Source organism: Microbacterium sp. LMX7-1.2 (genome assembly GCF_040675935.1).
In the GTDB taxonomy this organism is placed as follows: Bacteria; Actinomycetota; Actinomycetes; order Actinomycetales; family Microbacteriaceae; genus Microbacterium.
Window position 1 is genome coordinate 2,635,463 of sequence record NZ_JBEGIL010000001.1, and the last position, 26,426, is coordinate 2,661,888.

22 protein-coding genes and 1 pseudogene are annotated in these 26,426 nt (G+C 69.4%); 14 read left to right on the plus strand and 9 right to left on the minus strand.

The features are described from left to right. Positions 1–69 precede the first annotated feature (69 nt). Together galK and galT are read right to left on the minus strand one after the other, a co-directional pair. Positions 70–1,257, minus strand: coding sequence for a galactokinase (gene galK, locus MRBLMX7_RS12885; RefSeq protein WP_363369107.1), 1,188 nt, complete (start codon positions 1,255–1,257; stop codon positions 70–72). Then, entirely contained in the window at positions 1,254–2,411 is a 1,158-nt protein-coding gene (galT, locus tag MRBLMX7_RS12890; protein WP_363370929.1) for a galactose-1-phosphate uridylyltransferase, read from the minus strand. Before galT ends, galK begins: the two co-directional genes overlap by 4 nt. Positions 2,412–2,605: 194 nt before the next feature. On the opposite strand from galT, the gene MRBLMX7_RS12895 reads away from it, so the two are divergent. The 6 genes from MRBLMX7_RS12895 (at position 2,606) to MRBLMX7_RS12920 (ending at position 9,140) form a co-directional block, all read left to right on the plus strand. Further along, entirely contained in the window at positions 2,606–3,553 is a 948-nt protein-coding gene (locus MRBLMX7_RS12895; protein ID WP_363369109.1) for a LacI family DNA-binding transcriptional regulator, read from the plus strand. A gap of 166 nt (positions 3,554–3,719) precedes the next feature. After that, complete coding sequence (locus tag MRBLMX7_RS12900) at positions 3,720–4,883, plus strand: Gfo/Idh/MocA family protein (RefSeq protein ID WP_363369111.1); 1,164 nt, start codon at positions 3,720–3,722, stop codon at positions 4,881–4,883. Further along, positions 4,880–6,070 (plus strand): dihydrodipicolinate synthase family protein, encoded by a 1,191-nt coding sequence (locus MRBLMX7_RS12905; RefSeq protein WP_363369113.1) that lies wholly within the window; start codon positions 4,880–4,882, stop codon positions 6,068–6,070. Before MRBLMX7_RS12900 ends, MRBLMX7_RS12905 begins: the two co-directional genes overlap by 4 nt. Then, on the plus strand, positions 6,067–6,933 hold the full coding sequence (locus tag MRBLMX7_RS12910) for a sugar phosphate isomerase/epimerase family protein (RefSeq protein WP_363369114.1): 867 nt from the start codon (positions 6,067–6,069) through the stop codon (positions 6,931–6,933). The genes MRBLMX7_RS12905 and MRBLMX7_RS12910 overlap by 4 nt, the downstream gene beginning before the upstream one ends. A 42-nt stretch (positions 6,934–6,975) precedes the next feature. Continuing rightward, positions 6,976–8,034 carry a LacI family DNA-binding transcriptional regulator gene (locus tag MRBLMX7_RS12915; RefSeq protein ID WP_363369116.1) on the plus strand — a complete coding sequence of 353 codons (1,059 nt, stop codon included), beginning with the start codon at positions 6,976–6,978 and terminating at the stop codon, positions 8,032–8,034. Then, positions 8,031–9,140: a glycerate kinase gene (locus MRBLMX7_RS12920; protein ID WP_363369118.1), complete on the plus strand. Its 1,110-nt coding sequence runs from the start codon at positions 8,031–8,033 to the stop codon at positions 9,138–9,140. The genes MRBLMX7_RS12915 and MRBLMX7_RS12920 overlap by 4 nt, the downstream gene beginning before the upstream one ends. A 136-nt stretch (positions 9,141–9,276) precedes the next feature. Here the strand turns inward: MRBLMX7_RS12920 and pgm are convergent, their stop codons facing one another. Further along, entirely contained in the window at positions 9,277–10,920 is a 1,644-nt protein-coding gene (gene pgm / locus MRBLMX7_RS12925) for a phosphoglucomutase (alpha-D-glucose-1,6-bisphosphate-dependent) (protein ID WP_363369120.1), read from the minus strand. 98 nt (positions 10,921–11,018) lie between these two features. Between pgm and pheA the strand changes: the two genes are divergently transcribed. Then, the gene (gene pheA / locus MRBLMX7_RS12930) at positions 11,019–11,969 is read left to right on the plus strand and encodes a prephenate dehydratase (RefSeq protein ID WP_363369121.1); all 951 of its coding nucleotides are present in this window, start codon (positions 11,019–11,021) and stop codon (positions 11,967–11,969) included. 233 nt (positions 11,970–12,202) lie between these two features. Beyond that, the gene (locus MRBLMX7_RS12935) at positions 12,203–13,363 is read left to right on the plus strand and encodes an endonuclease domain-containing protein (protein WP_363369123.1); all 1,161 of its coding nucleotides are present in this window, start codon (positions 12,203–12,205) and stop codon (positions 13,361–13,363) included. Positions 13,364–13,539: 176 nt separating this feature from the next. Here the strand turns inward: MRBLMX7_RS12935 and MRBLMX7_RS12940 are convergent, their stop codons facing one another. Further along, positions 13,540–14,574 (minus strand): LLM class flavin-dependent oxidoreductase, encoded by a 1,035-nt coding sequence (locus MRBLMX7_RS12940; protein ID WP_363369125.1) that lies wholly within the window; start codon positions 14,572–14,574, stop codon positions 13,540–13,542. A gap of 56 nt (positions 14,575–14,630) precedes the next feature. Between MRBLMX7_RS12940 and MRBLMX7_RS12945 the strand changes: the two genes are divergently transcribed. Further along, the gene (locus MRBLMX7_RS12945; RefSeq protein WP_363369127.1) at positions 14,631–16,364 is read left to right on the plus strand and encodes a cation:proton antiporter; all 1,734 of its coding nucleotides are present in this window, start codon (positions 14,631–14,633) and stop codon (positions 16,362–16,364) included. Between the two features lie 207 nt (positions 16,365–16,571). On the opposite strand, the gene MRBLMX7_RS12950 is transcribed toward MRBLMX7_RS12945, so the two are convergent. Together MRBLMX7_RS12950 and MRBLMX7_RS12955 are read right to left on the minus strand one after the other, a co-directional pair. Continuing rightward, positions 16,572–17,993, minus strand: a complete 1,422-nt coding sequence (locus MRBLMX7_RS12950; protein ID WP_363369129.1) for a dicarboxylate/amino acid:cation symporter — start codon at positions 17,991–17,993, stop codon at positions 16,572–16,574. Positions 17,994–18,161: 168 nt separating this feature from the next. Further along, the gene (locus MRBLMX7_RS12955; RefSeq protein WP_363369130.1) at positions 18,162–18,512 is read right to left on the minus strand and encodes a hypothetical protein; all 351 of its coding nucleotides are present in this window, start codon (positions 18,510–18,512) and stop codon (positions 18,162–18,164) included. Positions 18,513–18,619: 107 nt separating this feature from the next. Between MRBLMX7_RS12955 and MRBLMX7_RS12960 the strand changes: the two genes are divergently transcribed. Continuing rightward, positions 18,620–18,967: a YbjQ family protein gene (locus MRBLMX7_RS12960; RefSeq protein WP_363369132.1), complete on the plus strand. Its 348-nt coding sequence runs from the start codon at positions 18,620–18,622 to the stop codon at positions 18,965–18,967. Between the two features lie 7 nt (positions 18,968–18,974). On the opposite strand, the gene MRBLMX7_RS12965 is transcribed toward MRBLMX7_RS12960, so the two are convergent. Genes MRBLMX7_RS12965 through MRBLMX7_RS12975 form a run of 3 tightly spaced genes read right to left on the minus strand, consistent with a single transcriptional unit; the run spans position 18,975 to position 20,460 of the window. Then, the gene (locus MRBLMX7_RS12965) at positions 18,975–19,205 is read right to left on the minus strand and encodes a helix-turn-helix domain-containing protein (RefSeq protein ID WP_363369133.1); all 231 of its coding nucleotides are present in this window, start codon (positions 19,203–19,205) and stop codon (positions 18,975–18,977) included. Then, entirely contained in the window at positions 19,202–19,843 is a 642-nt protein-coding gene (locus tag MRBLMX7_RS12970) for a hypothetical protein (RefSeq protein ID WP_363369135.1), read from the minus strand. Before MRBLMX7_RS12970 ends, MRBLMX7_RS12965 begins: the two co-directional genes overlap by 4 nt. Next, positions 19,843–20,460: a hypothetical protein gene (locus tag MRBLMX7_RS12975; RefSeq protein WP_363369137.1), complete on the minus strand. Its 618-nt coding sequence runs from the start codon at positions 20,458–20,460 to the stop codon at positions 19,843–19,845. Before MRBLMX7_RS12975 ends, MRBLMX7_RS12970 begins: the two co-directional genes overlap by 1 nt. Positions 20,461–20,698: 238 nt before the next feature. Here MRBLMX7_RS12975 and MRBLMX7_RS12980 point away from each other — a divergent pair, with 238 nt between their 5' ends. The 4 genes and pseudogenes from MRBLMX7_RS12980 (at position 20,699) to MRBLMX7_RS12995 (ending at position 26,390) form a co-directional block, all read left to right on the plus strand. Next, on the plus strand, positions 20,699–23,224 hold the full coding sequence (locus MRBLMX7_RS12980) for an ATP-dependent Clp protease ATP-binding subunit (RefSeq protein ID WP_363369139.1): 2,526 nt from the start codon (positions 20,699–20,701) through the stop codon (positions 23,222–23,224). Between the two features lie 302 nt (positions 23,225–23,526). Then, complete coding sequence (locus MRBLMX7_RS12985) at positions 23,527–24,228, plus strand: 2OG-Fe dioxygenase family protein (RefSeq protein WP_363369141.1); 702 nt, start codon at positions 23,527–23,529, stop codon at positions 24,226–24,228. A gap of 40 nt (positions 24,229–24,268) precedes the next feature. Continuing rightward, positions 24,269–25,462, plus strand: a pseudogene (locus MRBLMX7_RS12990) (argininosuccinate synthase-related protein); the annotation flags it as partial. Then, complete coding sequence (locus MRBLMX7_RS12995) at positions 25,416–26,390, plus strand: DMT family transporter (RefSeq protein ID WP_363370931.1); 975 nt, start codon at positions 25,416–25,418, stop codon at positions 26,388–26,390. The pseudogene MRBLMX7_RS12990 and the gene MRBLMX7_RS12995, both read left to right, overlap by 47 nt. Positions 26,391–26,426 lie beyond the last annotated feature (36 nt).

Here is a 26,426-nt window from a genome sequence, read left to right on the forward strand (position 1 = left end):
TGCGCGGCTCAGGACGATTCTTCCAGTTCGCCCGCGGGCGACCGCCGGGTCTGCGCCCAGGTACCCGTGTCAGGCGTCGCGTCGCGGGCCTTCCGAGGGCGTCACCGTGAACATCACGGGTGGCGCGAAACCGGATGCCGCGAACGCGGCGTGCACGGCATCCGTCACTGTCTCCACGGCGTCGCGGTCGATCAGCGCGATCGCCGCGCCGCCGAATCCTCCGCCGGTCATGCGCGCGCCGATCGCCCCCGCCGAGAGCGCTGCGTCCACGGCCGTGTCGAGCTCCGGCACCGAGATCTCGAAGTCGTCGCGCATCGAGGCGTGCGAGGCGACGAGCAGGCCGCCGATCGCTCGGGCCCCCTGCGCGCGCAGCGTGCGCACCGTGTCGAGCACGCGCTGGTTCTCGGTCACGACGTGACGGACGCGTCGGAAGGTCACATCGTCGAGGATGCTCTCGGCGCGGCCGAGATCGTCGACCGACACGTCGCGCAGGCTCGTCGCCCCGAGCATCCGGGCTCCCCGCTCGCACGACGCACGGCGCTCGCGATAGCCGCCCGTCGAGTGCGCGTGCGCGACGCGCGTGTCGATCACGAGCACCGCGAGACCGGCCTCGACGATTCCGACCGGCACGGGCACCGCGTCGAGGGACCGGCAGTCGAGGAAGATCGCGGAGTCCGGCTCGCCCAGCATCGACGCCATCTGGTCCATGATCCCGGTGGGGGCGCCCACTGCGTCGTTCTCGGCCGTCCGGCCGATGCGCGCGAGGGCGACGCGATCGAGTCCCGCGCCCCACAGATCGTTCAGGGCGGATGCCGTCGCGCCCTCGATCGCCGCTGACGAGGAGAGCCCCGCGCCGACCGGGACGTCGGACGCGAGTGCGATGTCGACGCCGGAGCCGGCGACGCCCGCTTCGCGCAGCGCCCACGCGACGCCGAGGGGGTACGCGGCCCATTCCGCGACGCGGGGTGCCTCGCCCGCGGGGGTCGGGAACAGCCGGTGTAGGTCGTCGAGCGCCACCTCCACGGACTCGTCCGCGAAGGTCGACGCCACCCGGATGCGGTCGTCGTCACGACGGCCCATGGCCGCGACCGTGCGGTGCGGGATCGCGAACGGCAGCACGAAGCCGTCGTTGTAGTCGGTGTGCTCGCCGATGAGGTTGACGCGGCCGGGCGCCGACCAGAGGCCCTCGGGGGCATGACCGGTCAGGGTCGTGAACAGCTCCTCCGCAGCGGCGGTCGGCGCGGCGTGCGCGCTCATGCCCTGACCTCGGGGATGCTCTCGACCGCCGCGCGCAGACGCTCGGCACCCTGCTCGGGTGCGACCTCGGCGGCCCAGGCGCCCATCGCAGCCTCCGACCCGGCCAGGAACTTGAGCTTGTCGGCCGCGCGACGCGGGCTCGTGAGCTGGAGGTGCAGGCGCACGCCGTCGCGCCCGCGGCGGACCGGGGCCTGATGCCAGGCGGCGATGTACGGGGTGGGCGTCTCGTACAGGGCGTCGACGCCTCGCAGCAGGCGCAGGTACAGGGGCGCGAGCTCGTCGCGCTCGGCATCCGTCGTCTCGGCGAGGTCGGCGACGTGCCGGTGCGGCATGAGGTGCACCTCGAGGGGCCAGCGCGCCGCGAAGGGCACGAACGCGGTCCAGTGCTCGCCGCGCAGCACGACGCGCTCGGACCGCTGCTCGAACTCGAGGATGCGGGAGAACAGGTCGGGTGCCGTGCGGTCGATGCTGTCGAGCAGCCGAGTCGTGCGCGGCGTGATGTACGGGTAGGCGTAGATCTGGCCGTGCGGATGCGGGAGCGTGACGCCGATCGCCTCGCCGCGGTTCTCGAACGGGAAGACTTGCTCGATGCCGGGGAGCGCCGAGAGAGCGGCCGTGCGGTCGGCCCACGCCTCGATCACGGTGCGGGCCCGGGTGACCGACTGCGTGCCGAACGACCCGGTGTGCTCGGGGCTGAAGCACACGACCTCGCAGCGTCCGACCGAGGTTCGGGTGCGGCCCAGGTCCAGCGTCGCGAGGTCGTCGAGACCGCGGGGCGGGTCGGCGGCGGCGGGTGCTCCGTCGAGCGCGTCCGCGAGCGCGGGGCCGAATGCGGGCGAGCGGTTCTCGAACACGGCGACGTCGTACAGCGACGGGATCTCGGAGGGGTTCGTCGCGCTCTGCGGGGCGAGGGGATCGGCGTCGGCGCTCGGCATCATCACGCGGTTCTGCCGGTTCGCGGCGACCGTGATCCAGTCCCCGGAGAGCACGTCGAGCCGCATGGTCGCGGTCTCGCCGCGAGCATCCAGCGCGCGGGTGTCGATCGCGCGCTCGGGGCCGAGGGTCGTGGCGGGGTCGTCGAAGTACAGCAGTTCGCGTCCGTCGGCGAGTGTCGTCGCGCGCTTCACGACTCCGGCCCGGAGCGTCTGGGGCAGCGCGGCGGCGCTGGTCGCCGTGCGGTTCTCCGGAGAATCAGGCGTGTTCACGTCAACATGGTAGGCATGGGTGCGTGGTAACGTCAACACACCGGAGTTGTGACGGCGGAGCGGAGGTGCCTCGAGTGGACGACGGATCCCTACCCCCGCCCCGCTCGCCCGACGCTCGGGCTGTCTCCTCGGCGCGCGTCTCGATGGCGACCGTCGCCGCGGCCGCCGGCGTCTCGGGCCAGACGGTCTCCCGCGTCGTGAACGGCAGCCCGCGGGTCGATCCCGAGACGCGCATGCGCGTCGAACGGGCCATGGCCGACCTCGGCTACCGCCCGCACCGCGCTGCGCGCGCCCTGCGCACCGGGCGCTCGCACACGATCGGTCTCGTCGTCACGACACTCGCCACGGTGGGCAACTCGCGCATGCTGCAGGCCACGGCCGAAGCAGCGGCCGAACGGGGGTACGCCCTCATGCTCGTGACCGCGGGCGACTCGGTCGCTGAGGCGTTCGCGCGTCTCGCCGAGCAGGAGGTCGACGGCGCGCTCGTGCTCAACGAGGCGTCGGCGCTCGTCCCTGCGGCGCAGCGCCCCGCCGATCTGCGCCTCGTGGTCGTCGATGCCCCGGCGGACGACGGTCTCGTCGTCGTGCACAGCGATCACGCGGGGGGAGCCGCCGCCGCGACCGCGCACCTGCTCGACAGCGGCCACGCGACGGTGCACCATCTCGCGGGTCCGGCGGATTCCTTCGCGGCGGCCGAGCGCGAGCGCGGATGGCGCGAAACGCTCCTGGCCGAGGGTGCCGCGGTGCCGCCGGTCGTACGGGGGGACTGGTCGGCGGACGCGGGGTACGCGGCGGGGGATGCGCTCGCCTCGGCATCCGCGGTGTTCTGCGCGAACGACCAGATGGCGCTGGGCCTGCTGCGGGCGCTCGCCGAAGCGGGGCGACGGGTGCCCGAGGATGTCGCGGTGATCGGCTTCGACGACGTGCCGGAGGCGGCGAACTTCCGCCCTCCGCTCACGACCGTCCGGCAGGACTTCACCGCGCTCGCGCATCGTGCCGTGGACCTGCTCGTCGCGGAGATCGAGGGTGCCGACGTCCCGGCATCCACCGTCGTCCCGACGGCTCTCGTGTCGCGCGCCAGCATCCTCTGACTCGAGAGATCGAAAACGCTCCGGAAGCGAGCACTTCCGATGCGTTCTCAATCTCTCGTTGCACCCCGCCGATGCGGAGAGCGTTTTCCCAGAACGGTTGCGTTCCGCTCCGAGCCATGAGATGGTGCTGGAAAGCGTTTACCAAGATTCACAGAACGGACCACGCATGGCACAGGCGACCACCCGCGAGATCGGGATCATCATGAACGGCGTCTCCGGGCGCATGGGCTACCGGCAGCACCTCGTGCGCTCGATCCTCGCGATCCGAGAGCAGGGCGGCATCGAGGTGCCCGACGGCTCGCGCGTCACGGTCAAGCCGCTGCTCGTGGGCCGCAACGAGGCCAAGCTCGCCGAGCTCGCCGCACGCCACGACATCGCCGACTACACGACCGACCTGGATGCCGCGCTCGCCGACCCGCAGTGGGAGATCTACGCCGACTTCCTCGTGACCAAGGCCCGCGCGGCCGCCCTCCGCAAGGCCATCGCCGCCGGCAAGGCGATCTACACCGAGAAGCCCACCGCCGAATCGCTCGAGGAGGCGCTCGAACTCGCCCGTCTCGCGGACGAGGCCGGCGTCAAGACCGGCGTCGTGCACGACAAGCTCTACCTGCCCGGTCTGCAGAAGCTCAAGCGCCTGATCGACTCGGGCTTCTTCGGGCGCATCCTCTCCGTGCGCGGGGAGTTCGGCTACTGGGTGTTCGAGGGCGACTGGCAGCCCGCCCAGCGTCCGAGCTGGAACTACCGCACGGAGGACGGCGGCGGCATCATCGTCGACATGTTCCCGCACTGGAACTACGTGCTCGAGAACCTGTTCGGCGAGGTGAAGAGCGTGTACGCGCAGGCGGCGGTGCACATCGCCGACCGCTGGGACGAGAAGGGCGAGCACTACACCGCGACCGCCGAGGACGCGGCCTACGGCATCTTCGAGATCGAGGGCGGCGTCATCGCCGAGATCAATTCGAGCTGGACCGTGCGCGTGAATCGCGACGAGCTCGTCGAGTTCCAGGTCGACGGCACCCACGGATCCGCCGTGGTCGGACTGTTCGGCGCGAAGATCCAGCCCCGGGGCGCCACCCCGAAGCCGGTCTGGAACCCCGACCTCGAAGACGACCACGACTACGACGCCGACTGGCAGCAGGTGCCGACCAACGACGTGTTCCTCAACGGCTTCCGCCAGCAGTGGGAGGAATACCTGGTGTCGTACGTCGAGGGAACCGACTACCCGTTCGACCTGCTCGCGGGCGCGCGCGGTGTGCAGTTCGCCGAGGCGGGCCTGACCTCCAGCGCCGAGGGCCGCAAGGTCGCGATCGAGCCCCTGGGACTGCGATGACCACGCTCCGCCTCCTCTCCGCCGACGGCGCGACCTCCGAGACCGAACTGCACGACAGCGGCGGCTACACCCGGCCAACCGCCCCGCTGCAGAGCCGCGTCGCGTACGCCGCCGCGCACGTCGCGCCGAAGGCGCACGCCGACAACACGCCCGGCCGCCCCGCCGACATCGACTGGGATGCCACGCTCGCGTTCCGTCGCAACGTGTACTCCTGGGGCCTGGGCGTCGCCGACGCCATGGACACCGCGCAGCGGAACATGGGGCTCGACCCGACGGCTGTGCGTGAGCTGATCGCCCGCAGCGCGGAGGTGGCACGCGAGGAGGGCGGCTCCGTGGTGGTCGGGGTGAACACCGACCACGTCGAGGAGACGCACATCTCGCTCGACCGCGTGATCGACGCCTACAAGCAGCAGCTGCACTTCACCGAGGAGCAGGGAGCCGGTCCTGTGCTCATGGCGTCTCGTCATGTCGCGAGGGCGGCGGGGGATGCCGACGACTACCGTCGCGTCTACCGGGAGGTTCTGGCGAGCGCGACGGCGCCGGTCGTGCTGCACTGGCTCGGACCGGCCTTCGACCCCGAGCTGCACGGCTACTTCGGAGCGGACGACTGGGAGACGGCATCCGCTGTGCTCCTCGACATCATCGGGGAGCACCCCGACAAGGTCGCGGGCGTGAAGATGAGCCTGTTGAACGCCGACTCGGAGATCTCGGTGCGGGAGCGGTTGCCCGAGGGCGTGCGGATGTTCACCGGCGACGACTTCCACTACGTGGGGCTCATCGGGGGAGAAGGTCGGTCGTCGAGCGACGGGAGCGAGACGAAACGCACCCACTCCGACGCGCTGCTCGGCGCGTTCGCCGCGATCACGCCGGTCGCCTCGGCGGCGATCCAGGCGCTGGACGCCGGAGACGCGGAGCGCTACCTCGAGATCCTCGGCCCGACCGAAGAACTCAGCCGTCAGGTGTTCGCCGCCCCCACGTTCTACTACAAGACAGGAGTCGCGTTCCTGGCGTGGCTCAACGGGCACCAGCCGGCCTTCCAGATGGTCGGCGGCCTGCACTCGGCCCGCAGCCTCCCGCATCTCAGCCGGATCGTCGAGCTCGCGAACGCCTCGCTCGCCCTGGAGGATCCGCAGCTCGCGCGCGAGCGCTGGCACGGGATGCTGCGCCTGAACGGAGTGGACGCGTGAACGCACCGGATCCGCGGCTGAGCATCAACCAGGCGACGATCAAGCACGCCGACCTCGCGACCGCCCTGCGTGCGACGGCGGATGCCGGCATCCACGCCATCGGACTGTGGCGCGAGCCCGTGAACGAGGTGGGTCTCGACCTCGCGGCGCGGATGCTGGCCGATTCGGGCCTGCGGTTCACGACCCACTGCCGTGGCGGGTTCTTCACCCTGCCGGAGGGGCCGGAGCGCATCGCAGCCCTCGACGACAACCGTCGCGCGATCGAGGAGACCGCGACGCTCGCCGCAGCCGGCGCGGAAGGGTCGACGGCCGTGCTCGTGCTCGTCGCGGGCGGACTGCCCACCGGCTCCCGCGATCTCGTCGGGGCGCGGGAGCGGGTGCGCGACGCGATCGGCACGCTGGCGACGGATGCCGAGGCCGCCGGAGTCACGCTCGCGATCGAGCCGCTGCATCCGATGTACGCGTCCGATCGCGCCGTCGTCTCGACCCTGGGTCAGGCGCTCGACATCGCGGCGGACTTCGCGCCGGAGGTCGTGGGCGCGGCGGTCGATACGTTCCATATCTGGTGGGACCCGCAGGTGCTCGAGCAGATCGCCCGCGCCGGGCGCGAGGGGCGCATCGCGACGTATCAGGTGTGCGACTGGAAGACGCCGCTCGCGGCCGATCCGCTGCTGTCGAGGCACTATCCGGGCGACGGCGTGATCGACTTCGGGTCGCTCACGAAGGCCGTGGTGGATGCCGGATACGACCGTGACATCGAGGTCGAAATCTTCCACGCCGACGTCTGGGCCGATGCGCCGGAGAACGTCGTGCGGCGCACCGCCGAGGCGTTTGCGGCCGCGGTGTCACCGCATCTGCCATGACCTCCACGCGGGCACGGTCGCGGTGACCAGTAGGCTCGGCTCATGAGTGTGCCGGAAAGCCCTTCCCGCGTGCGTCAGCCGCGGCCGCCGCGCGGAGCGGCGCCCACCCTGCACGACGTCGCCCGGGAGGCGGGGGTGTCGCTTGCGACCGCGTCGCGCGTGCTCAACGGCTCCGATCGCAAGGTGGCCGAGTCGTTCCGCGAGAAGGTCGAGCAGGCCGCGGCCTCCCTCGGCTACACGGCGAACGTCTCGGCCCAGGCCACCGCTCGCGGCACGTCCCCGGTCATCGCCCTGCTCGTCGCCGACATCGCCGACCCGTACTTCGGGCTGATCGCGGCCGGCGTCGCGCGCGGCGCCGACGAGCACGGTCTCGTCGTCACGATCTCGATCACCGAGCGCGACCCGGCCCGCGAGGCGCGGATCGTCCGGGCCCTGCGCGGTCAGCGTCCCCAAGGTCTCATCATCGCGGCATCCCGCACGAGCGGGACGACGGATGCCGACGCGGTCGCCGAACTGGACGGATTCGCGCGCTTCGGCAGCCGCGTCGTCACGTTCGGCGCCAGGGTCGGCGAGAACCGGCACATCGAGATCGACAACCGCGCGGGCGCCGAGGAGCTCGGTCGTCGGATGGCCGCGCTCGGCTACCGCTCGGCGATCGCGCTCGCCGCAGCGCCCGGCATCCTCACCTCCGATGAGCGTCTCGCGGGATTCCGCAGCGGCTTCGAAGAGGGGGGAGGAACGGTCGACCGCGTGCTGCGCGGGGACTTCCGTCGCGAGTCGGGCGCGACGAGCATGGCGGCAGCGCTCGCGGAGGGCGTCGAACCCGGAACGCTCGTGTTCGGGATGAGCGACGTCATCGCGATCGGAGCCATGTCGGCGATCCGTGACGCCGGACGCGAGGTCGGTCGTGACATCGCGGTGTGCGGCTTCGACGACGTGCCCTCGAGCAGCGACGTCACGCCGGGGCTGACGACCGTGCGGGTGCCGCTGAGCGACATCGGCTATCAGGCCTTCCGCGCCACGGTCGACGCCGACTGGGAGCAGACCCCGCTGCCGCTCGACGTCGTCGTGCGGTCGAGCACGCCGGGAGCCGGCGCATGACCCGCGTCGTCCTCGCCCCGGACAGCTTCAAGGGCACGATCACGGCCGCCGACGCCGCCGCGGCGCTCGCGGAGGGATGGGCGTCGGTCGACTCCGACGCCGAGTTCGTGCACCGGCCGATGGCGGACGGCGGGGAGGGCACGGTCGCGGCGTTCGAGGCCGCGGTGCCCGGAGCGCGCCGGATGCCCGTGACGGTCGACGGGCCCGCCGGGCGTCGGATCGACGCCTCGTGGCTGCTGCTGCCCGGCGACGCCGCAGCGCCGGGCGGGACCGCGGTGGTCGATCTCGCCTCGACGTCCGGCATCGAGCTGCTCGACGAGCTGCGCCCCTGGGATGCCGACACGACCGGCTTCGGCCAGGCGATCGCCGCGGCCCTCGACCACGGAGTGTCCCGTCTGGTCGTCGGCATCGGGTCCAGCGCCTCGACCGACGGCGGAACCGGGATGCTGACCGCCCTCGGGGCCCGGTTCCTCGACGCGGACGGCGCACCCGTCGCGCGGGGAGCTCGCGGTCTCGCCGACCTCGCCGCCGTCGACCGGAGCGCCCTGCGCGCCGCCCCCGAGGTGCGCGTTCTCACCGACGTCACGAACCCTCTGATCGGCGCACGCGGTGCGGCAGCGGTGTTCGGCCCGCAGAAGGGCCTCGACTCGGTCGACGACATCACCACGGCGGATGCCGGGCTGGCGCGCCTCGCCACCCTGCTCGACCTCGATCCGACCACCCCGGGCACCGGGGCGGCGGGAGGCACGGGCGCGGCGCTCGTCGCATGGGGCGCGACACTCGCGCCGGGTGCCGCCGAGGTCGCCGCGCTCATCGGACTCGAGGAGGCCGTCCGCGGAGCCGACGTCGTGATCACCGGCGAGGGCTCCTATGACGGCCAGTCCGGCGACGGCAAGGTCCCGTCGTTCCTCGCCGGGATCGCGTCCTCTGCGGGAGCCGCGGCCATGCTCGCCGCCGGTCGCATCACGGAGGACGCGGACACGGCGCTGTTCACGGCATCCGCGTCACTCACCGCGCTGGCGGGGTCGTCGGATGCCGCGCTCCGGGAGCCGGCCCGCTGGCTGCGCGAGGCCGGCGCCGTGCTCGCCCGCACGACCGGTCCTTGACCTCGGTCGTTGAGCGAGGAGCGCAGCGACGAGACGAAACGCATCCGCCGACGTGCGGCGCGTTTCGACTCGCTGCGCTCGCTCAACGAGCGGGGCCTCGGGTTCGCTCGCTGAGCGCGGTGACCCGCCTCGGGGCTCAGCCCTCGAGCGCGGCCGATACGACCGCCCTGGCCTCTTCCTGCACCTGCGCGAGGTGATCAGGGCCCCGCAGGCTCTCGGCATACAGCTTGTAGACGTCCTCGGTGCCCGAGGGCCGCGCGGCGAACCACGCGTGCTCGGTCTGCACCTTGAGGCCGCCGATCGCGGCGCCGTTGCCCGGGGCGTTCGACAGCTTCGCCGTGATCTCCTCGCCCGCGAGGGACGTGGCCGTGACGGCATCCGGTGCGAGCCTGCCGAGCGTCGCCTTCTGCTCGGGCGTGGCCGGCGCGTCGACGCGCTGATAGGCCGACGATCCGAACGCCTCCTCGAGCTCGCGGTAGCGCTCCGAGGGCGTCTTGCCCGTCACGGCGATGATCTCGGCCGCGAGCAGGCACAGCAGGATGCCGTCCTTGTCGGTCGACCAGACCGAGCCGTCCATTCGGAGGAACGAGGCACCCGCCGACTCCTCGCCGCCGAACGCGACACTGCCGTCGAGCAGACCGGGCACGAACCACTTGAACCCGACCGGTACCTCCAGCAGGCGGCGGCCGAGCGACTCGGCGACCCGGTCGATGATCATGGACGACACGAGCGTCTTGCCGATCGCCGCATCGCGGGGCCACTCGGCACGGTGCGAGAACAGGTAGTCGATCGCGACCGCGAGGTAGTGGTTGGGGTTCATGAGCCCGGCGTCGGGGGTGACGATGCCGTGGCGGTCGGCATCCGCATCGTTGCCGGTGAGCACGTCGAAGTCGCCCCGCTTCGCGACGAGCGAGGCCATCGCCGAGGGCGACGACGGATCCATGCGGATCTTCTCGTCCCAGTCGAGCGTCATGAAGCGCCACGTCGGGTCGACCTCGGGGTTCACGACCGTGAGGTCCAGGTCGTGGACCTCCTTGATGAGCTGCCAGTACTCGACCGAGGCGCCACCCAGCGGATCGGCGCCGATGCGCACACCCGCCCGGCGGATCGCGTCGACGTCGATGATCGACGACAGGTCGCGCACGTACGCGTCGCGGAAGTCATAGCCGGGCAGGGCATCCCAGTCGATGTCCGCGAACCGCTCGCGCTTCACTCCCTCGAGCCCGGCGGCGATCAGCTCGTTCGCGCGGTTCGCGATCCAGCCGGTCGCGTCGGTGTCGGCCGGTCCGCCGTGCGGCGGGTTGTACTTGAACCCGCCGTCGCGCGGCGGGTTGTGGCTCGGCGTCACGACGATGCCGTCGGCGCGGCCCGCGTCGTCCGCCGCGCGGCCCCAGTTGTACGTGAGGATCGCGTGGCTGAGCGCCGGCGTCGGTACCCAGGCGTCGCGCGAGTCCACGCGCACGTCGACCCCGTTCGCGACGAGCACCTCGATCGCGCTGCGCTCGGCCGGCAGCGAGAGGGCGTGCGTGTCGCGACCGAGGAACAGCGGCCCGGTGATGCCCTGCGCCGCCCGGTAGTCGACGATCGCCTGTGTGGTGGCGAGGATGTGATGCTCGTTGAAGCTCTTCGACAGCGACGACCCGCGGTGACCGCTGGTGCCGAACACCACACGCTCCGCGGCGACGGAGGGATCCGGGGTGCGGTCGTAGTAGGCCGAGATCAGCTCGTCGACGTCGATCAGGTCAGTGTCCTCCGCGGGGAGGCCGGCACGGCTCGTCATGCAGACAGTCTGCCCCCATCTCGGCATCCGCGCACCTTCGAGTCGGATGCTTGACAGCGGCCGCCCCGTCGCCTCCGGGACCCGGCGCGTGCCCTACAGTGAAACGCGTGACCGAACGCCGCACCTACAGCTATCTGGGCCCCGCCGGAACGTTCACGGAGGCGGCGCTCGAGCAGGTCGCCGAGGCGCGCGGGCAGGAGTGGCGCGCCGTGCACAACGTCGGCGAGGCGCTCGCCGACGTGCTGGAGGGGCGCAGCCACGCCGCGATGATCGCGATCGAGAACTCGGTCGAGGGCGGCGTCTCCACCACGCAGGACGCTCTCGCGACCATCCCCGGGCTGCGGATCATCGGCGAGTACCTCGTGCGGGTGAACTTCGTGCTCGTGGCCCCGCGGGGCACCACGCTGTCGGACGTGTCGGTCATCGCCGCGCATCCGGTCGCCTACGCCCAGTGCCACGGCTGGCTCGGCGAGCACCTGCCGTCCCACTCCCACGTGCCCGCCGCGAGCAACGTCGCCTCGGCGATCGGCGTGCTCGACGGGTCGCTCCCCGCCCAGGCGGCCATCGCCGCTCCCGGTGTCGTGAAGCACCTCGACGTCGACGTGCTCGCGACCGACATCGGCGACAACGCGCAGGCCGTCACGCGGTTCGTGCTCGTCACGCGCACGACCACGGCGCCGGAGCCGACCGGCGCCGACAAGACCTCGCTGATCGTCGAGCTCCCGAACGACCACCCCGGATCGCTCCTCGAGATGCTCGAGCAGTTCTCGACCCGGGGGATCAACCTCTCGCTGATCCAGTCGCGGCCCATCGGTGACGAGCTCGGCCGCTACCGGTTCGTGATCGACGCCGACGGGCACATCTCCCACGAGCGCATGGCCGACGCGCTGCTCGGCATCCGGCGGTTCAGCCCGCGCGTCGTGTTCCTCGGCTCGTACCCGCGCGCAGACCGCCAGATCGTGCAGTACCCCGACCGCTACGCCGACGACGTCTTCGTCGAGGCGCGCGACTGGCTGCGCGGCATCCTCTCGGGCGAGCCGGAGGCGTAGCCGTCCCCGTCCCCTCCCGCTCCGCCCGCCCCGCCCCCGCCCCCGTCCCGTCCCGTCCCCTCCCGTCGAGAGATGGAAAACGCCTCTGAGGGATGCCTGCTGGAGGCGTTTTCCATCTCTCGCCACCTGCAACGCGCCCTGCACAGGAGGCCGCGGGGGCGGCTTATCCCGATCCGGTGGGCGTAGCGGACGGAGGACGGCGCTGCGGCGAGGGACGCTGGCAGGCTTCCCGGATGCGTCATCGCAGCGACCTCCCGCACGAGCTGGGAGACAGGTTCAGCCTTGCGCAGGCATCGGCGCTCGGGGTGCGCCGTGGCCGGGCGGATGCCACAGACCTGGCGCGTCCGTTCTCCGGCATCCGTGCGTTCCAACCGCCGACGACGTTCCTGGAGACCGTGAGCTGCTACGTTCCGCGCCTCCGCGACGGCCAGCGATTCGTCGGGATCACGGCCGTCCGCCTGTGGGGACTGCCGTGCCCGACGGGGTGGCGCGCAGACGAGCCGCTGCACATCGCCGTGGGCCATCGCCGCAATCCGCCGCGCACCCACGGGGTCGCGGGGCGACGTCTCGCCCTGTCCCGTGCGCAGACCTGGCGGGTGCACGGGGTGCCCGTGGTCGATCCCGTCGCCGCTGTCCTGAGCTGCGCTCCTGAGCTGACTGCGGATCAGCTCGTCGTGATGCTCGATGCCGTGATCACGTCGTCGGGGAACTACCCCGGTCTTCGGGAGGTCCGACGTCCCCGGGTGTCGCGGGAGGAACTCGCATCCCGCGTGCAGAACTGGCGTGGATCGGCCGGGATCGCGAAGGTTCGGCGGGCTCTGCTTCGTGTGCGCGACGCCGTGGAGTCGCCGAAGGAGACGCAGACCAGACTGATGATCGTCGACGCCGGGCTTCCCGAGCCGGTCATCCAGCACGAGGTCTGGAGCGGCGGCGAGTTCGTCGCGCGCGTGGACCTCGCCTACCCGGACCAGCGGATCGCGATCGAGTACGAGGGAGACGGGCACCGCACGGACAAGGCGCAGTGGCGACGCGACATCGCACGACAGCGGCGTCTCGAGGACCTCGGGTGGATCGTGATCCGTCTGACGCAGCACGATCTCGACGCTTCCACCGACGTCATCTCCCGCATCCGCCGAGCGCTCGCGGCGCGCCCAAGCCAGCCACAGATGGAAAACGCCTCGCAGCGAGACCGCGCAGCGGCGTTATCCATCTCGCGACCGGCATATCGCCCGGATGGGGGCCGGGTGACGGGGCGCGGGGTGGGGAGGGGGAGGCGGATCAGTGCTCGCGGAACATCGGCCAGGCGCTGCCCGGCCGCATCTTCGCGTGCAGGGCGCCCTTCGCCGACGCGAGGCTGGGGAAGGTGCCGGATGCGGCATCCGAGCCCGCCATGACGACGGTGTACCCCTCGTCATCGTGTCGGATGCTGCCGACCACGCCGTTCGTTCCGTACGCCACCCAGAGGGCCAGAGTCTTCGTGCTCATGATCGAACCCCTTCCATTGCCGCTGAGGCTACGCCCGAAGGTGCGCGAAAACCAGCCCTTCCCGCGAGCGCCGGGATGCCGCGGGCTACAGCGCCTCGGCGATGAGCTCGAGCGTCTGCGCGCGCCCGCCGGCGGCGTCGCGCGGCTCGGCCTCGTACGCGCCTGCGACCGGCGACAGCATGATCTCGTCGACGCCGTGCGCCGCGGCGAACGCCTGCGCCTCGGCGGCCACGGACTCGCCCGTCCCGACGAACCAGCGCGAGCGCGCGCCCTCCACGACCTGCTGCTCGGCGGCATCCGTCTCGGCGGCCTGTGCCTCCTCGACGGTCTCCAGCGCGATGAGCGGCTTGTTCAGGCGCAGCCGCGCCATCATGCGCAGCTGTGGCAGGGCGCGGGCCTCGGCCTCCTCCTGCGTGGGTGCGGCGACCGCGTTCACGGTGAGGAACGTGCGCGGCTCGGGATGCTCCTCGCTCGGCCGGTACCCGCTGCGATACAGGTCGAGCGCGCGCTCGAGGCCCTGCCCCGAGAAGTGGTTCGCGAACACGTAGGGCAGTCCGTGCGAGGCGGCGAGCTGAGCGGAGTAGTCGCTCGACCCGAGCAGCCAGATCTCCGGGGCGCCGGTCGCGGCGGGCGTCGCGCGCACGGTGTACTCGCCGCCGGACGTGAAGCGCACGGTCGCGCCCTCGTCCGAGGTGAGCGCGCCGATGTCCTGCACGTGGCGCGGGAACTGCTCGACGTCGCTCGTCGTGCCCGATCCGCGCAGCAGCTGCGTGATGACGGGGTCGCTCCCGGGTGCGCGGCCGAGACCGAGGTCGATGCGTCCCGGCGCGATCGCCTCGAGCGCGGCGAACTGCTCCGCGACGATGAGCGGCGCGTGGTTCGGCAGCATCACTCCACCCGATCCCAGGCGGATGCGGGAGGTGCGCATCGCGGCGGCGGCGATCAGCACCGGGGGAGTGGTGGACGCGACCGCCGGCATGTTGTGGTGCTCGGCGAACCAGTACCGGCCATAGCCCAGCCGGTCGGCCGTCTCGGCGAGGGACAGGGAGGCCGCGATGGCCTCGGCGCTGGTCTGCCCGGTGCGCACCGGGACGAGGTCGAGGACGGAGAGAGCAGTCACCCCCTCTCCAACCCGCGGACTGCAGCGCGCATTCCCCGCGCAGTATCTTGAGGGGCATGGATGCCGAGATCTTCTATGTGCTCGTCGGTGCGGTGGTCGTCGCGGCGGTCGCGCGATGGCGGGGCTGGCCGGCACCTCTGCTCGTGACGGTGGTCGCGCTCGCGGCATCCTTCCTGCCCTTCGTGCCCGACGTCGACATCGACGGCCACCTGCTGCTCAATCTCGTGCTGCCGCCGCTGCTGTACTCGGCCGCGCTGGACGTGTCGTTCGTGGGGTTCAAGCGCAGCCTGCCGCAGATCCGCCGGCTCGGTATCACGCTCGTGCTGCTGACCTCGGTCGCGGTCGGGCTCGTCGCCTGGTGGATCCTGCCCTCGCTCACGTTGCCCGGCGCGCTGCTGCTCGGTGCGATCGTCGCCCCGCCCGACGCGGTCTCGGCCGCCGCGATCGGCCGCAAGCTCGGTCTGCCGCGCCGCATCATGACCGTGCTGTCGGGGGAGAGCCTCATCAACGACGCGACCTCGCTGACGCTGTACCGCGTGTTCGCGGCGATCATCGCGGGCGCGACGGTCTCGGTGTGGGGCGGGATCGGACAGTTCGGACTTGCGGTGGGCGTGGGCGTCGCGGTCGGACTCGTGTTCGGGGCGGTGCTGCACCAGCTCCGGATGCGGGTGAACGACGCGGTCGTGATCGGCACGTTCGGGCTGCTCGCCCCCTTCGGCGCCTACGCGATCGCCGAGCACCTGCTCGGGTCCGGAGTGCTCGCGGTCGTCGCGATGGGCCTGTTCGTCGGCTACAACTCCCCGCGCACCGACTACACGACCCGCCAGCAGGAGAAGCCCCTGTGGCTCTCGGCCGACCTGCTGCTGGAGAGCTTCGTGTTCGCGTACATCGGCCTGCAGTTCCCGCGGGTGCTGAGCGACCTCGGCGGCGAGGAGGTTCCCCGCATCCTGCTGCTGTCCGGAGCGGTGCTGCTGGTCGTGCTCGTCATGCGTCCGCTGTACGTGTATCCGACCAACATGTGGTCGAACTTCCAGGACCGCAGGCGCCTCGAGCGCTGGGATCGCAGCGTCGCGTCGGGGGCGTTCGACGAGCGCCGCCGCGAGTCGAAGCGGTGGAAGGAGTACACGCCGGAGGAGCTGCGGTCGAAGATCGTGCGCGACCGGATGGCGGGGCTTCAGCTCACCTGGAAGGACAACGCCGTGATCTCCTGGGCGGGGATGCGCGGCGTCGTGACGCTGGCGACCGCGCTCGCCGCGGCCGACCTCGCAGGACTCGGGACCGAGCCCTCGCACGCGATCGTCGTGGTGGCGTTCATCGTCACCGTGGGCACGCTGTTGCTGCAGGGCCTCACGCTGCCGATGCTGATCCGCGGCCTGGGGATCGCGACCGACTCCGAGGAGGAGGAGGACGAGCGGGCGCTGGAGGCCGTCAAGGCGAAGAGCCGCGCGGCCGGCAAGGAGTTCCTCGCCGAGAAGCGCGCCGAGTGGGAGGCGAAGCACGGCCCCGCCGACCTCGACATGTTCGACGCGTTCACGAAGCGCATGACGCGCGTGCAGAAGGACACCGACGAGGCGCAGGAGGTCGAGGATGCCGCGGTGCGCCGTCCTTCGTTCGACGACCTCGTGGCGCTGTCGCGCGGGTGGCTGCAGGTGCGTCGCGACATCCTCGTGCAGGAGCGCGACGCCGGCAACCTCGACGAGGAGGTCATGCGCGAGCTCATGACGGCCATGGATGCCGAGGAGCTGGCGCTCGACACGCGCGGCGCTACCCGCCAGCAGGGCCGCGCCTGAGCATCCCATCCCGCCACGTCCCGTCCCGTCCCCTCCCGCCGTCCCCTCCCGCCGATATGCCGGTCGCGAGATGGATAACGTCGCTGCCGGGTCCCGGTGCGAGACGTTTTCCATCTATGGCCGGGTCGGACGGGTCGGACGGGGGCTCGGGGATGCAGAAGCGCCCCGCCCCGGAGGGGCGAGGCGCTTCGTACGGTGACGCGCGCGTCAGCGGGTGGCGGCGGGCTCCGACGCGGATGCCGTGGCGTCCGCCTCGGGCTCGTCGTCGTTGTCGTCGGCGAAGGGCAGGCCCTCGCGCGGCGCGTTGTAGAGGTCCTCGTTCAGGATGCCCTCGCGCTTGGCGACGATCGCCGGCACCAGCGCCTGGCCCGCGACGTTGACCGCGGTGCGGCCCATGTCGAGGATCGGGTCGATCGCGAGCAGCAGGCCGACGCCCTCGAGCGGCAGGCCCAGGGTCGACAGCGTGAGCGTGAGCATGACGGTCGCGCCCGTGGTGCCGGCCGTGGCGGCGGAGCCGACGACCGACACGAGCACGATCAGCAGGTACTGCACGATGTTGAGCTCGATGCCGAAGAACTGCGCGACGAAGATCGCCGCGATCGCCGGGTAGATCGCGGCGCAGCCGTCCATCTTCGTGGTCGCGCCGAACGGCACTGCGAACGACGCGTACGAGCGGGGCACGCCGAGGTTGCGCTCGGTGACGCGCTCGGTCAGGGGCAGCGTGCCGATCGACGAGCGGCTCACGAAGCCGAGCTGCACGGCGGGCCACACGCCCGAGAAGTACTGCTTGATCGACAGGCCGTGCGTCTTCACGAGCACCGGGTAGACGACGAACAGCACGAGCGCGAGGCCGATGTACACGGCGATCGCGAACCAGCCGAGCGCGGCGAGCTTCTCCCAGCCGTACTTGACGACCGCGGCGCCGATGAGGCCGAACGTGCCGATCGGGGCGATGCGGATGATCCACCACAGCACGCGCTGGATGACCTTGAGCAGCGACTCGGTGAACGCGAGGAACGGCTCCGCCTTCTTGCCGGCCTTCAGTGCGGCGATGCCCACGGCGACCGCGACGACGATGACCTGCAGGATGTTGAAGTTCACGCTCGAGGTGAACGTGCCCTCGACCGCGCCCGGGTTGGTGCTGACGCCCAGGCCGAGGAAGTTCTGGGGGATGAGGCCGAGGAGGAAGTTCCACCACGTGCCGACCGTGTACGGGTCGCTGGGCTCGAGGCCCTCGCCGGCGCGGGAGCCGGGCTGGATCACGAGGCCCAGCACGATGCCGATCGTCACGGCGATGAACGCGGTGATCGCGAACCACAGCAGGGTCTGACCCGCGAGGCGTGCGGCGTTCTGCACGCGGCGCAGGTTCGAGATGCTCGCGACGATGGCGGTGAAGATCAGCGGGACGACGGCGGCGCGCAGCAGCGTCACGTAGGAGCTGCCGATCGTGTCGAGCGTCGCCGAGAGGCCGTTGGGGGCGTCGGCGGTCGCGCCGAGCTGGCGGGCGACGAGTCCGGCGGCGATGCCGAGGACGAGGGCCGCGAGGATCTGGAAGCCGAACGAGGTCAGCAGCTTCCGGACCGGCCCGCGGGTGTCTGGCGCCTTGGCGGCGCGCGCGGTGGTGCTCATGGGGTGGGGACTCCAGGGTCGTTGCGCGACGGGGGACGCGCGTGGACGGACAGATGCGCGCGAGTGCGCGACATATCGGTCAACGCTAGGAGCCGGCTGACATTCCCGGGGCCGTTATGACGAAGGATGACGGATGCCGCAGCATCCGCCATCCTTCATCGATGCCTGCTACTCGGCGGTGACGCAGTCCGGCCCGGCCTCGGTGATCGTGGACTGGACGAGGTCGAAGTCGTCCTGGTTGGTCTGCGCGTTCTGGTCGCCCTTCGCGATGGCGGCCAGCGTGTCGTTCGACACCTCCGAGTCGACCAGGGCCTCGGAGAGGCACAGGACCATCGGCTCGGTGAGGGTGTCGCCCATGCCCTGGTCCTCGAGGACCTTCATGAGTCCGTCCGAGACGTCCTCGGCGGAGGGGCGTTCGGCGGGGCCGCCGCAGGCGGCGAGCGAGAGGGCGACGGCCGCGATGGGCAGGGCCAGGAGCAGTCGGGAGGCGGGGCGCAGGTTCCGGTCGTTGAGCTTCATGCACACCAGAGTATTGGCGCACAGCGAATTCATAGAGGGGGTTGCATGGGGAGAAATCCCCACGCCATGATCTGTCGCCCGGGATGGCGGAGTGCCACGATGGCGTCATGTTCATGGTGACGACGAACGACATCCCCGGCTACCGCATCACCCAGGTGCTCGGGGAGGTCATGGGCCTCACGGTGCGGTCGACCGACTTCGGCCAGGGGTTCGCCGCGGGGTTCCGCTCGCTCGGCGGCGGCGAGATCCCCGAGTACACGCAGGTCATGTACGAGGCGCGACAGGTCGTGATGGGGCGCATGTGGGCCGAGGCCCAGCAGCGCGGCGGCAACGCGATCGTCGCGATGCGCTTCGACGCCGGATCGATCGCGAACTTCACCGAGATCTGCGCCTACGGCACGGCCGTCGTGGTCGAGCCGCTCGCGCCGTCGGTACCGCAGCAGCCGACGGTCTGACTCGGCGTCAGGCGAGCACGAGCAGTTCGCCGACCTCGCACTGCAGGGCATCGCAGATCGCGCGCAGCGTCGAGTACCGGATCGCCCGCGCACGATCGTTCTTCAGCACCGACAGATTCACGATGCTCACGCCCACGCGTGCGCTCAGCTCGGTCAGCGTCATGCCGCGCTCGGCGAGCAGCTCGTCGAGTCGGCAGTGGATGCCGGTGAGCTCGTCGTCGCTCTCCGCCGGAGTCATACGAGGCCCCGGGTGTCGTCGGCGAGCGAGTCCCGCTCCTGTTGCACGCGGATCCCGCGGCGGAACGCGACGGCGATCAAGCCGACCGTCACTCCCGTGGCGAAGATCGGGGCGATCGCCCAGAACTCGATCGGATGCGTGGGCTCGGCCGCGCTCAGGCCGAGGGCGGCCGTCACGCCGTTCCGGCCCATCGTCTCGAGCATCACGATCAGGAGCGGGGCGAGCACGAGGGTCCAGCCGATCACATCGAACGCGCGGGCGTTGCCCCGTACGAAGAAGCGGCCACGCAGGAAGTTCCAGGCGACGAGCGCGACCGCGGCGATGATCGCGAGCGCCGCGAGCGCCCACAGCGCGATGGCCGCGATGATCGCGGCGATGGACACCGCGTTGACGTCCGAAGCGACGACCATCGCGTGCTGCGCGATCCCCTCGACGGGAATCGAGCCCGAGTCCACGGTCGCCTCTATCGGCTGCTCGTCGATCGGGATCGACCAGGCGATGCCGTCGGCGCGGAAGGTGTCGAGCGCCCGCATGACCGTGACGATGCCGACGATGACGAGGGCTGCACCGGCGTACAGGATCACGGTGATCGCATCGGCGCGTTCCGAGCGCGTGGGGGTGGCGGCGTTCGTCGACATCAGACGAGTCCTTCCGTCTCGCGCTGCAGGCGGTCGCCGATCGAGAACACCGTGGTGATGAGCGCGACCACGAACGCCGCGAGGATGAAGGTGAACGGCTCGACAGTGAGGACTGCGTTGTCGATGCCGTTGTCGGCGATGCGCGAGACCGTGGCGTTCGCGAGCATGTTGTCGAAGAAGCGCACCCCGGAGAAGCCGAGGAGGCCGGTGATGCCCGCAGTGGCGACGACCGCGGTGCGTCCGCGCCCGAAGATGCGTCCTCCCATCGTCAAGCGGGCGAGCAGGATGAGGCACGCGATCACGACGACCACCGTGATGATCTGCAGCACCTGGGCGATGATCCCCGGGACGACGGCGACGAGGGGCAGCTGCGGGGCGACGATCGTGCCGCTCTCGAGTCCGACCGGGATGCTGCCACCTGTCGACAGCGGGAGGTCGACGCTGTCGCCGCGGAACTCGACGCGCACGGGGACCTGTCGTCCGCCCGCCAGTTCGATGATGCGGACGATCGAGTACACCGTGAAGTACACGGCGATGACGACGCCGGCGATGCAGAACCCGACGAGGGCTCCGACGTCGCCGCGACTCAGCGTCCGGTCGTTCTTCGTGGGGGACATTGTCCACTCCTTATCGACTATCGTTGTTACCGACAATCGTTAACATATCGACTTTCGATATGCATGTCAACCGCGACTCCGGCATCCGCCCGGCATCCGCGCGTCATCACCCGTCACGGCGATATGCCGACGGCGAACACGGGCATACCACCCGCGCACGGTGGTTACTCTCGATGTACAAGCGCTTCATGCGTCTTCGCCAGTGTCGAACAACACGTGCGAATAAAGGAGTCACAGCATGTTCGAGAGATTCACCGACCGAGCCCGTCGTGTGGTCGTCCTCGCCCAGGAAGAGGCGAAGATGCTCAACCACAACTACATCGGCACCGAGCACATCCTGCTCGGCCTCATCCACGAAGGTGAGGGCGTCGCCGCCAAGGCGCTCGAGAGTCTCGGCATCTCCCTTGACGCCGTCCGCGAGCAGGTGCAGGACATCATCGGCCAGGGTCAGCAGCAGCCGACCGGGCACATCCCGTTCACGCCGCGCGCCAAGAAGGTGCTCGAGCTCAGCCTCCGCGAGGCCCTCCAGCTCGGCCACAACTACATCGGCACCGAGCACATCCTCCTCGGCCTCATCCGCGAGGGCGAGGGCGTCGCCGCCCAGGTGCTCGTCAAGCTCGGCGCCGACCTGAACAAGGTCCGTCAGCAGGTCATCCAGCTCCTGTCCGGCGCTCCCGGACGCGAGCCCGCCGCCGTCGGTGCGCAGTCGAACGACACCCCGAGCGCCCAGGGCGGCTCGCAGGTGCTCGACCAGTTCGGCCGCAACCTCACGCAGGCCGCGCGCGACAACAAGCTCGACCCGGTCATCGGGCGCGAGAAGGAGATCGAGCGGGTCATGCAGATCCTCTCGCGTCGCTCCAAGAACAACCCTGTCCTGATCGGTGAGCCCGGCGTCGGCAAGACCGCCGTCGTCGAGGGTCTCGCGCAGGCCATCGTCAAGGGCGACGTGCCCGAGACGCTCAAGGACAAGCAGCTCTACTCGCTCGACCTCGGCTCGCTCATCGCCGGTTCCCGCTACCGCGGTGACTTCGAGGAGCGCCTGAAGAAGGTCACGAAGGAGATCCGCACCCGCGGCGACATCATCGTCTTCATCGACGAGATCCACACCCTGGTGGGTGCGGGCGCCGCCGAGGGCGCGATCGACGCGGCCAGCATCCTCAAGCCGCTCCTCGCGCGCGGCGAGCTGCAGACCATCGGCGCCACCACGCTCGACGAGTACCGCAAGCACTTCGAGAAGGATGCTGCGCTCGAGCGCCGCTTCCAGCCGATCCAGGTCGCCGAGCCGAGCCTGCCCCACGCGATCAACATCCTCAAGGGGCTGCGCGACCGCTACGAGGCGCACCACAAGGTGCAGATCACGGACGGCGCGATCGTCGCGGCGGCGAACCTCGCCGACCGCTACGTCTCGGACCGCTTCCTGCCCGACAAGGCGATCGACCTGATCGACGAGGCCGGCGCACGCCTGCGTCTGTCGATCCTCTCGAGCCCTCCCGAGCTGCGCGAGTTCGACGAGAAGATCGCCGCCGTGCGCGAGCAGAAGGAGATCGCCTCCGAGGAGCAGGACTTTGAGAAGGCCGCGTCACTGCGCGACGAGGAGAAGAGCCTCCTCGCCGAGCGTCTGCGTCTCGAGAAGCAGTGGCGTTCGGGTGACGTCGCGACCCAGGCGGTCGTCGACGAGGGTCTGATCGCCGAGGTGCTCGCTCAGGCCACCGGCATCCCGGTGTTCAAGCTGACCGAGGAGGAGTCCTCGCGGCTCGTCTTCATGGAGAAGGCGCTGCACCAGCGCGTCATCGGACAGGAGGAGGCCATCGCGGCCCTCTCCAAGACGATCCGTCGTCAGCGCGCCGGCCTCAAGGACCCGAAGCGCCCCTCGGGCTCGTTCATCTTCGCCGGCCCCACGGGTGTCGGAAAGACCGAGCTCGCCAAGGCTCTCGCGGAGTTCCTATTCGACGACGAGGCCGCGCTGATCTCGCTCGACATGAGCGAGTTCGGCGAGAAGCACACCGTCTCGCGTCTGTTCGGCGCCCCTCCCGGATTCGTCGGATTCGAAGAGGGCGGCCAGCTCACCGAGAAGGTGCGCCGCAAGCCGTTCAGCGTCGTGCTCTTCGACGAGATCGAGAAGGCGCACCCGGACATCTTCAACTCGCTCCTGCAGATCCTGGAAGAGGGTCGTCTGACCGACGGCCAGGGTCGCGTGATCGACTTCAAGAACACCGTCATCATCATGACCACCAACCTCGGTGCTCGTGACATCGCCGGTGGTCCCGTGGGCTTCCAGATCGAGGGCAGCAACGCCACGACCTACGAGCGCATGAAGGGCAAGGTCAACGAGGAGCTGAAGCGCAACTTCAAGCCCGAGTTCCTGAACCGTGTCGACGACATCATCGTGTTCCCGCAGCTGAACAAGGAGGAGCTGGTGCAGATCGTCGATCTGTTCACCAAGCGCCTCGGCGAGCGTCTGCTGGACCGCGACATGACGATCGAGCTCTCGCTGGCCGCCAAGGAGCGCCTGATCGAGATCGGGTTCGACCCGGCCCTCGGCGCACGGCCGCTGCGTCGCGCGATGCAGCACGAGGTCGAGGACCGTCTGTCGGAGAAGATCCTGCACGGCGAGCTCAACCCCGGCGACCACGTGAAGGTCGACGCGAAGGACGGCGAGTTCCTGTTCGAGCACGGCCCGCGCGGCGAGAAGGTCGCGGTCGGTGTGAACACCGGCGGCGAGATCTCGGCCACGCCGGACCTCGCGATCACCGGCAACGACTGATCGCAGAGCACACGAAGGGGCGGATGCTGCGGCATCCGCCCCTTCGTCGTGTCCGGGTGCACGGTCATCACCGCCGTCGACCACGTCATTCGTTGATGTATTGCAGCATACCGATGCAGCACAGCCGTCCCGGTGGACACCCGCTTGGGGTGACTCTAGCGTCGAGGTGACCACAGAACCGAAGACCTGGGTAACTCAGAACCGAAGACCCGGTCTCGCCTCCACTCCGAGCAGCATGTGAGAGCCGATTCCATTTCGCGAGCAGTTCGGGCGGCGAGGTCGATCCTATGAGAGGCACTGCATTGACGAACGTCTCCGACGCGCAGAACGTTGCGTCCCTGCGCACAAAGGGTTACGCACATTCGAAGCTTGACCTTGCTTCAGATTGGGAGCTCTTCGCGGAGAGCTGGGACAATCTGCGTCCCGACACATACATGGCTGATGGCGGGGAGTATCGCGTTCGCCGGTACTCGGAGTTCTCGGTCAACGGAACAACTGGTGCTGCGAACCTGCTTCCGCACGTCGCTTACCGACAGGAGCGCGACGTCAATCATCTGAACGGGGGGATCGATCGTCTTTACGAACCGTTCGAGTCGCGGGTGGTCGACAGTGATGCTCTGGCACGGGCGTTTGCCACATCGGCTGCATACCTCGAGGCAGTGCGCCCGGGGCGGACCTGGAAAGCGCAGTGTTTTCAGAATCGCATCAGGTCGACGCCTAACGAAATCGGTCACCCTGCCCCAGAGGGCGTGCATCGCGACGGCGTCGACTTCGTTCTCACGCTTTTCGTGGACCGAGTCGGAGCACAGGGCGGTGTCAGCAGCGTCTACACCGCTGAGAACCAGGGCTTGCTGGCAGAAGCGCAGTTGGCGGAGCCCGGAGAATACCTCTTCGTCGACGATCAGAAACTGATGCACGGTGTTACCGGGTTGTCGCTGGAAGAGGGGCAGGAGATCGGCCACCGCGACGTGCTGATCGCGATGTTTACCGTAGTAGAAGACTGAGGGCTGTTGTGTCGAGAATTGTTCGCTCCTTCGCTCCTTCGCTCAGCTCGAAAGCGGCGAAGTCGATCTCCACGCTCCGGTCGTCACCCTGTTCAGTGGCGGACTCGACAGTACCTACCTCCTCCTCCGTCTTAAAGAACTGGGGGCACATGATGTGCATGCAGTTTCCGTAGATGTCGGTGACGAGGATTCGCACGCGGGGAAGCAAGAGATCGCCGCCCACCTCGGGGCGAGGCTAGTGGCCGTCGATTCCAGGAGTGAGTTCGTCGATGAGTATGTGGCGCCTGCCCTGCGTGCCCATGCTGTCTACCTGCAGACGCATCCGGTGAGCTCGTCGCTCTCACGACCTTTGATTGCCAAGAGCGCCCTTCGCGTTGCTGCGGAACTAGGAGCAAGAGCCGTCCTGCATACCGCGAATAGGTCGCAGAATTCGCTACGGCGGCTGAACGGGGCAATTCGAGCCCAGGGCTTCGAGGGTCACTATGGGAGCCCGTACGACCTGGACCCGATCGATCGTGTGACGAAGATCGCGCGCATCACGGAGGCTGGGATGTCGCATATGGCGGAGCGTGTGGTCAGCGGCGACACCAACCTCTGGTGTCGCGAGTACGAGTCCGGGTTTCTGGATGACCCCGAGGCGCACGCGATGAAGTACGACCTCTATCACTGGACCAAAGATCTGGGGCAGCACGCCGACGAGCGAATCAAGGTCACATTCAATCGCGGGCTACCGGTTGCTCTGAATGACTGCCCGATGGGTCTCGGGGCTATTCTCGAGGATCTCAACTATCGGGTCGGCAAGTTCGGCTACGGGCGATACAGCGGACTCGAGCATCTGGATCACGGACAGAAAGTACTCGAGGTTCGGGAGATGCCGGCTGCGTGGCTGTTGCTCCGAACATTGCGGCATCTGGAAGGAGCAACGCTCACGCAGCCTCATATCCGCGAGAAGCAGAGGGTCGAGCAGATCTGGGTCGAGGAAGTGCTTGAGGGACGGTGGTTCAGTGAGCTTCGAGCTGCCGCTCAGTCGTTCGTGGACGCATCCGTCTCGCAGGTATCCGGATCGGTGACGTGGTCGATCAATCATCGATCGGCGGACACGGTGAGCATCGTGGCAGAGAAGCCACTCTATCTGCGTGACCGAGACGTGTGGGAGATCGAGGCCGTCCGCGCCGAGCGGTCTGCCTATGAGGTCTCGATGGCCAGTACTCTCGCCGGGTCACGCATTGGCTGAGTCCAGCGCTAGGAGGCTCGGAACGCGACCGTGGGTTGCGGATGTTCTGCTAGTCGTGGTCGCGGTCGCCTGGGGGTCGACCTACCTCGTTGCGAAGATTCTTGTAACCGAAGACACGGTCTTTGCGATGCTGGCCGTTCGGATGTCGGCGACAGCTCTCGCGCTCGGCGCACTGTGGGCATTGCTTCGACAACGGATGACTCGCGGCGCTTTGCGAGTGGGCTTCGTGTTGGGTGTGATGTTGTCGCTTGTCTTCATCTTCGAGACTTTCGGGATCGCGATGACCAGCGCAACGAACGCCGGGGTCATCATCAGCTTGACCATCATCATCACCCCTGTCTTGGAATCACTGGTGGGAAGGCGACGTTTGGGGGCTCTGTTCTACATCGCCGGCGTCACCGCGGTCGCCGGCGTGTACTTCCTCGCGACAGGGAGCAGGTTCACGGCGTTCGGCGTCGGCGACGTTCTCATCCTGATCGCGGCCTTCGCGCGTTCCCTCCACGTGCTGAGCATGCATCGCCTATCCCACGCGCGTTCCGTAGACTCCCTCGCTCTCACGTTCGTCCAGATGCTCACCTGCGGCGCGGTCTTCGTCGCCCTCTCCAGCATCTGGGGTGTCTCCAGCTGGAGTTACCTGACATCGATGGGGTGGAATCTCGCGGTATGGATGGCTTACCTGGTGATCGTCTGCACGGTGTTTCCCTTCTTCATTCAGATGTGGGCGGTGCGTCGGACCTCCCCGACCCGCGTGAGCCTCGTGCTCGGGACAGAGCCCGTATGGGCGGCGCTTATCGGGGTGACGATCGCCGGCGATCGACTCGGCCTCACGGGTTTCATCGGTGTTGCCCTCGTCTTGGTCGGCACGTTGTGGGGGCAACGACTCGAGCTTCGGGTTCCACGACACAGCATCGAGGATGTTCGTGAATGAGCGACAATGAGCTCGACGGTGTCCATGCGGACTCAG

What these genes read in the sequence shown, in the direction of transcription:
- MRBLMX7_RS12970 (WP_363369135.1), bottom strand. Translation starts at nt 19,843, where the DNA reads ATGTCGACGAACGCCGCCACCCCCACGCGCTCGGAACGCGCCGATGCG.
- MRBLMX7_RS12920 (WP_363369118.1), top strand. Translation starts at nt 8,031, where the DNA reads ATGACCCGCGTCGTCCTCGCCCCGGACAGCTTCAAGGGCACGATCACG.
- MRBLMX7_RS12905 (WP_363369113.1), top strand. Translation starts at nt 4,880, where the DNA reads ATGACCACGCTCCGCCTCCTCTCCGCCGACGGCGCGACCTCCGAGACC.
- MRBLMX7_RS12935 (WP_363369123.1), top strand. Translation starts at nt 12,203, where the DNA reads ATGCGTCATCGCAGCGACCTCCCGCACGAGCTGGGAGACAGGTTCAGC.
- MRBLMX7_RS12895 (WP_363369109.1), top strand. Translation starts at nt 2,606, where the DNA reads ATGGCGACCGTCGCCGCGGCCGCCGGCGTCTCGGGCCAGACGGTCTCC.
- MRBLMX7_RS12995 (WP_363370931.1), top strand. Translation starts at nt 25,416, where the DNA reads ATGAGGTCTCGATGGCCAGTACTCTCGCCGGGTCACGCATTGGCTGAG.
- MRBLMX7_RS12975 (WP_363369137.1), bottom strand. Translation starts at nt 20,460, where the DNA reads ATGTCCCCCACGAAGAACGACCGGACGCTGAGTCGCGGCGACGTCGGA.
- galK (WP_363369107.1), bottom strand. Translation starts at nt 1,257, where the DNA reads ATGAGCGCGCACGCCGCGCCGACCGCCGCTGCGGAGGAGCTGTTCACG.
- MRBLMX7_RS12945 (WP_363369127.1), top strand. Translation starts at nt 14,631, where the DNA reads ATGGATGCCGAGATCTTCTATGTGCTCGTCGGTGCGGTGGTCGTCGCG.
- pgm (WP_363369120.1), bottom strand. Translation starts at nt 10,920, where the DNA reads ATGACGAGCCGTGCCGGCCTCCCCGCGGAGGACACTGACCTGATCGAC.
- MRBLMX7_RS12960 (WP_363369132.1), top strand. Translation starts at nt 18,620, where the DNA reads ATGTTCATGGTGACGACGAACGACATCCCCGGCTACCGCATCACCCAG.
- MRBLMX7_RS12965 (WP_363369133.1), bottom strand. Translation starts at nt 19,205, where the DNA reads ATGACTCCGGCGGAGAGCGACGACGAGCTCACCGGCATCCACTGCCGA.
- MRBLMX7_RS12915 (WP_363369116.1), top strand. Translation starts at nt 6,976, where the DNA reads ATGAGTGTGCCGGAAAGCCCTTCCCGCGTGCGTCAGCCGCGGCCGCCG.
- MRBLMX7_RS12950 (WP_363369129.1), bottom strand. Translation starts at nt 17,993, where the DNA reads ATGAGCACCACCGCGCGCGCCGCCAAGGCGCCAGACACCCGCGGGCCG.
- MRBLMX7_RS12900 (WP_363369111.1), top strand. Translation starts at nt 3,720, where the DNA reads ATGGCACAGGCGACCACCCGCGAGATCGGGATCATCATGAACGGCGTC.
- MRBLMX7_RS12955 (WP_363369130.1), bottom strand. Translation starts at nt 18,512, where the DNA reads ATGAAGCTCAACGACCGGAACCTGCGCCCCGCCTCCCGACTGCTCCTG.
- MRBLMX7_RS12980 (WP_363369139.1), top strand. Translation starts at nt 20,699, where the DNA reads ATGTTCGAGAGATTCACCGACCGAGCCCGTCGTGTGGTCGTCCTCGCC.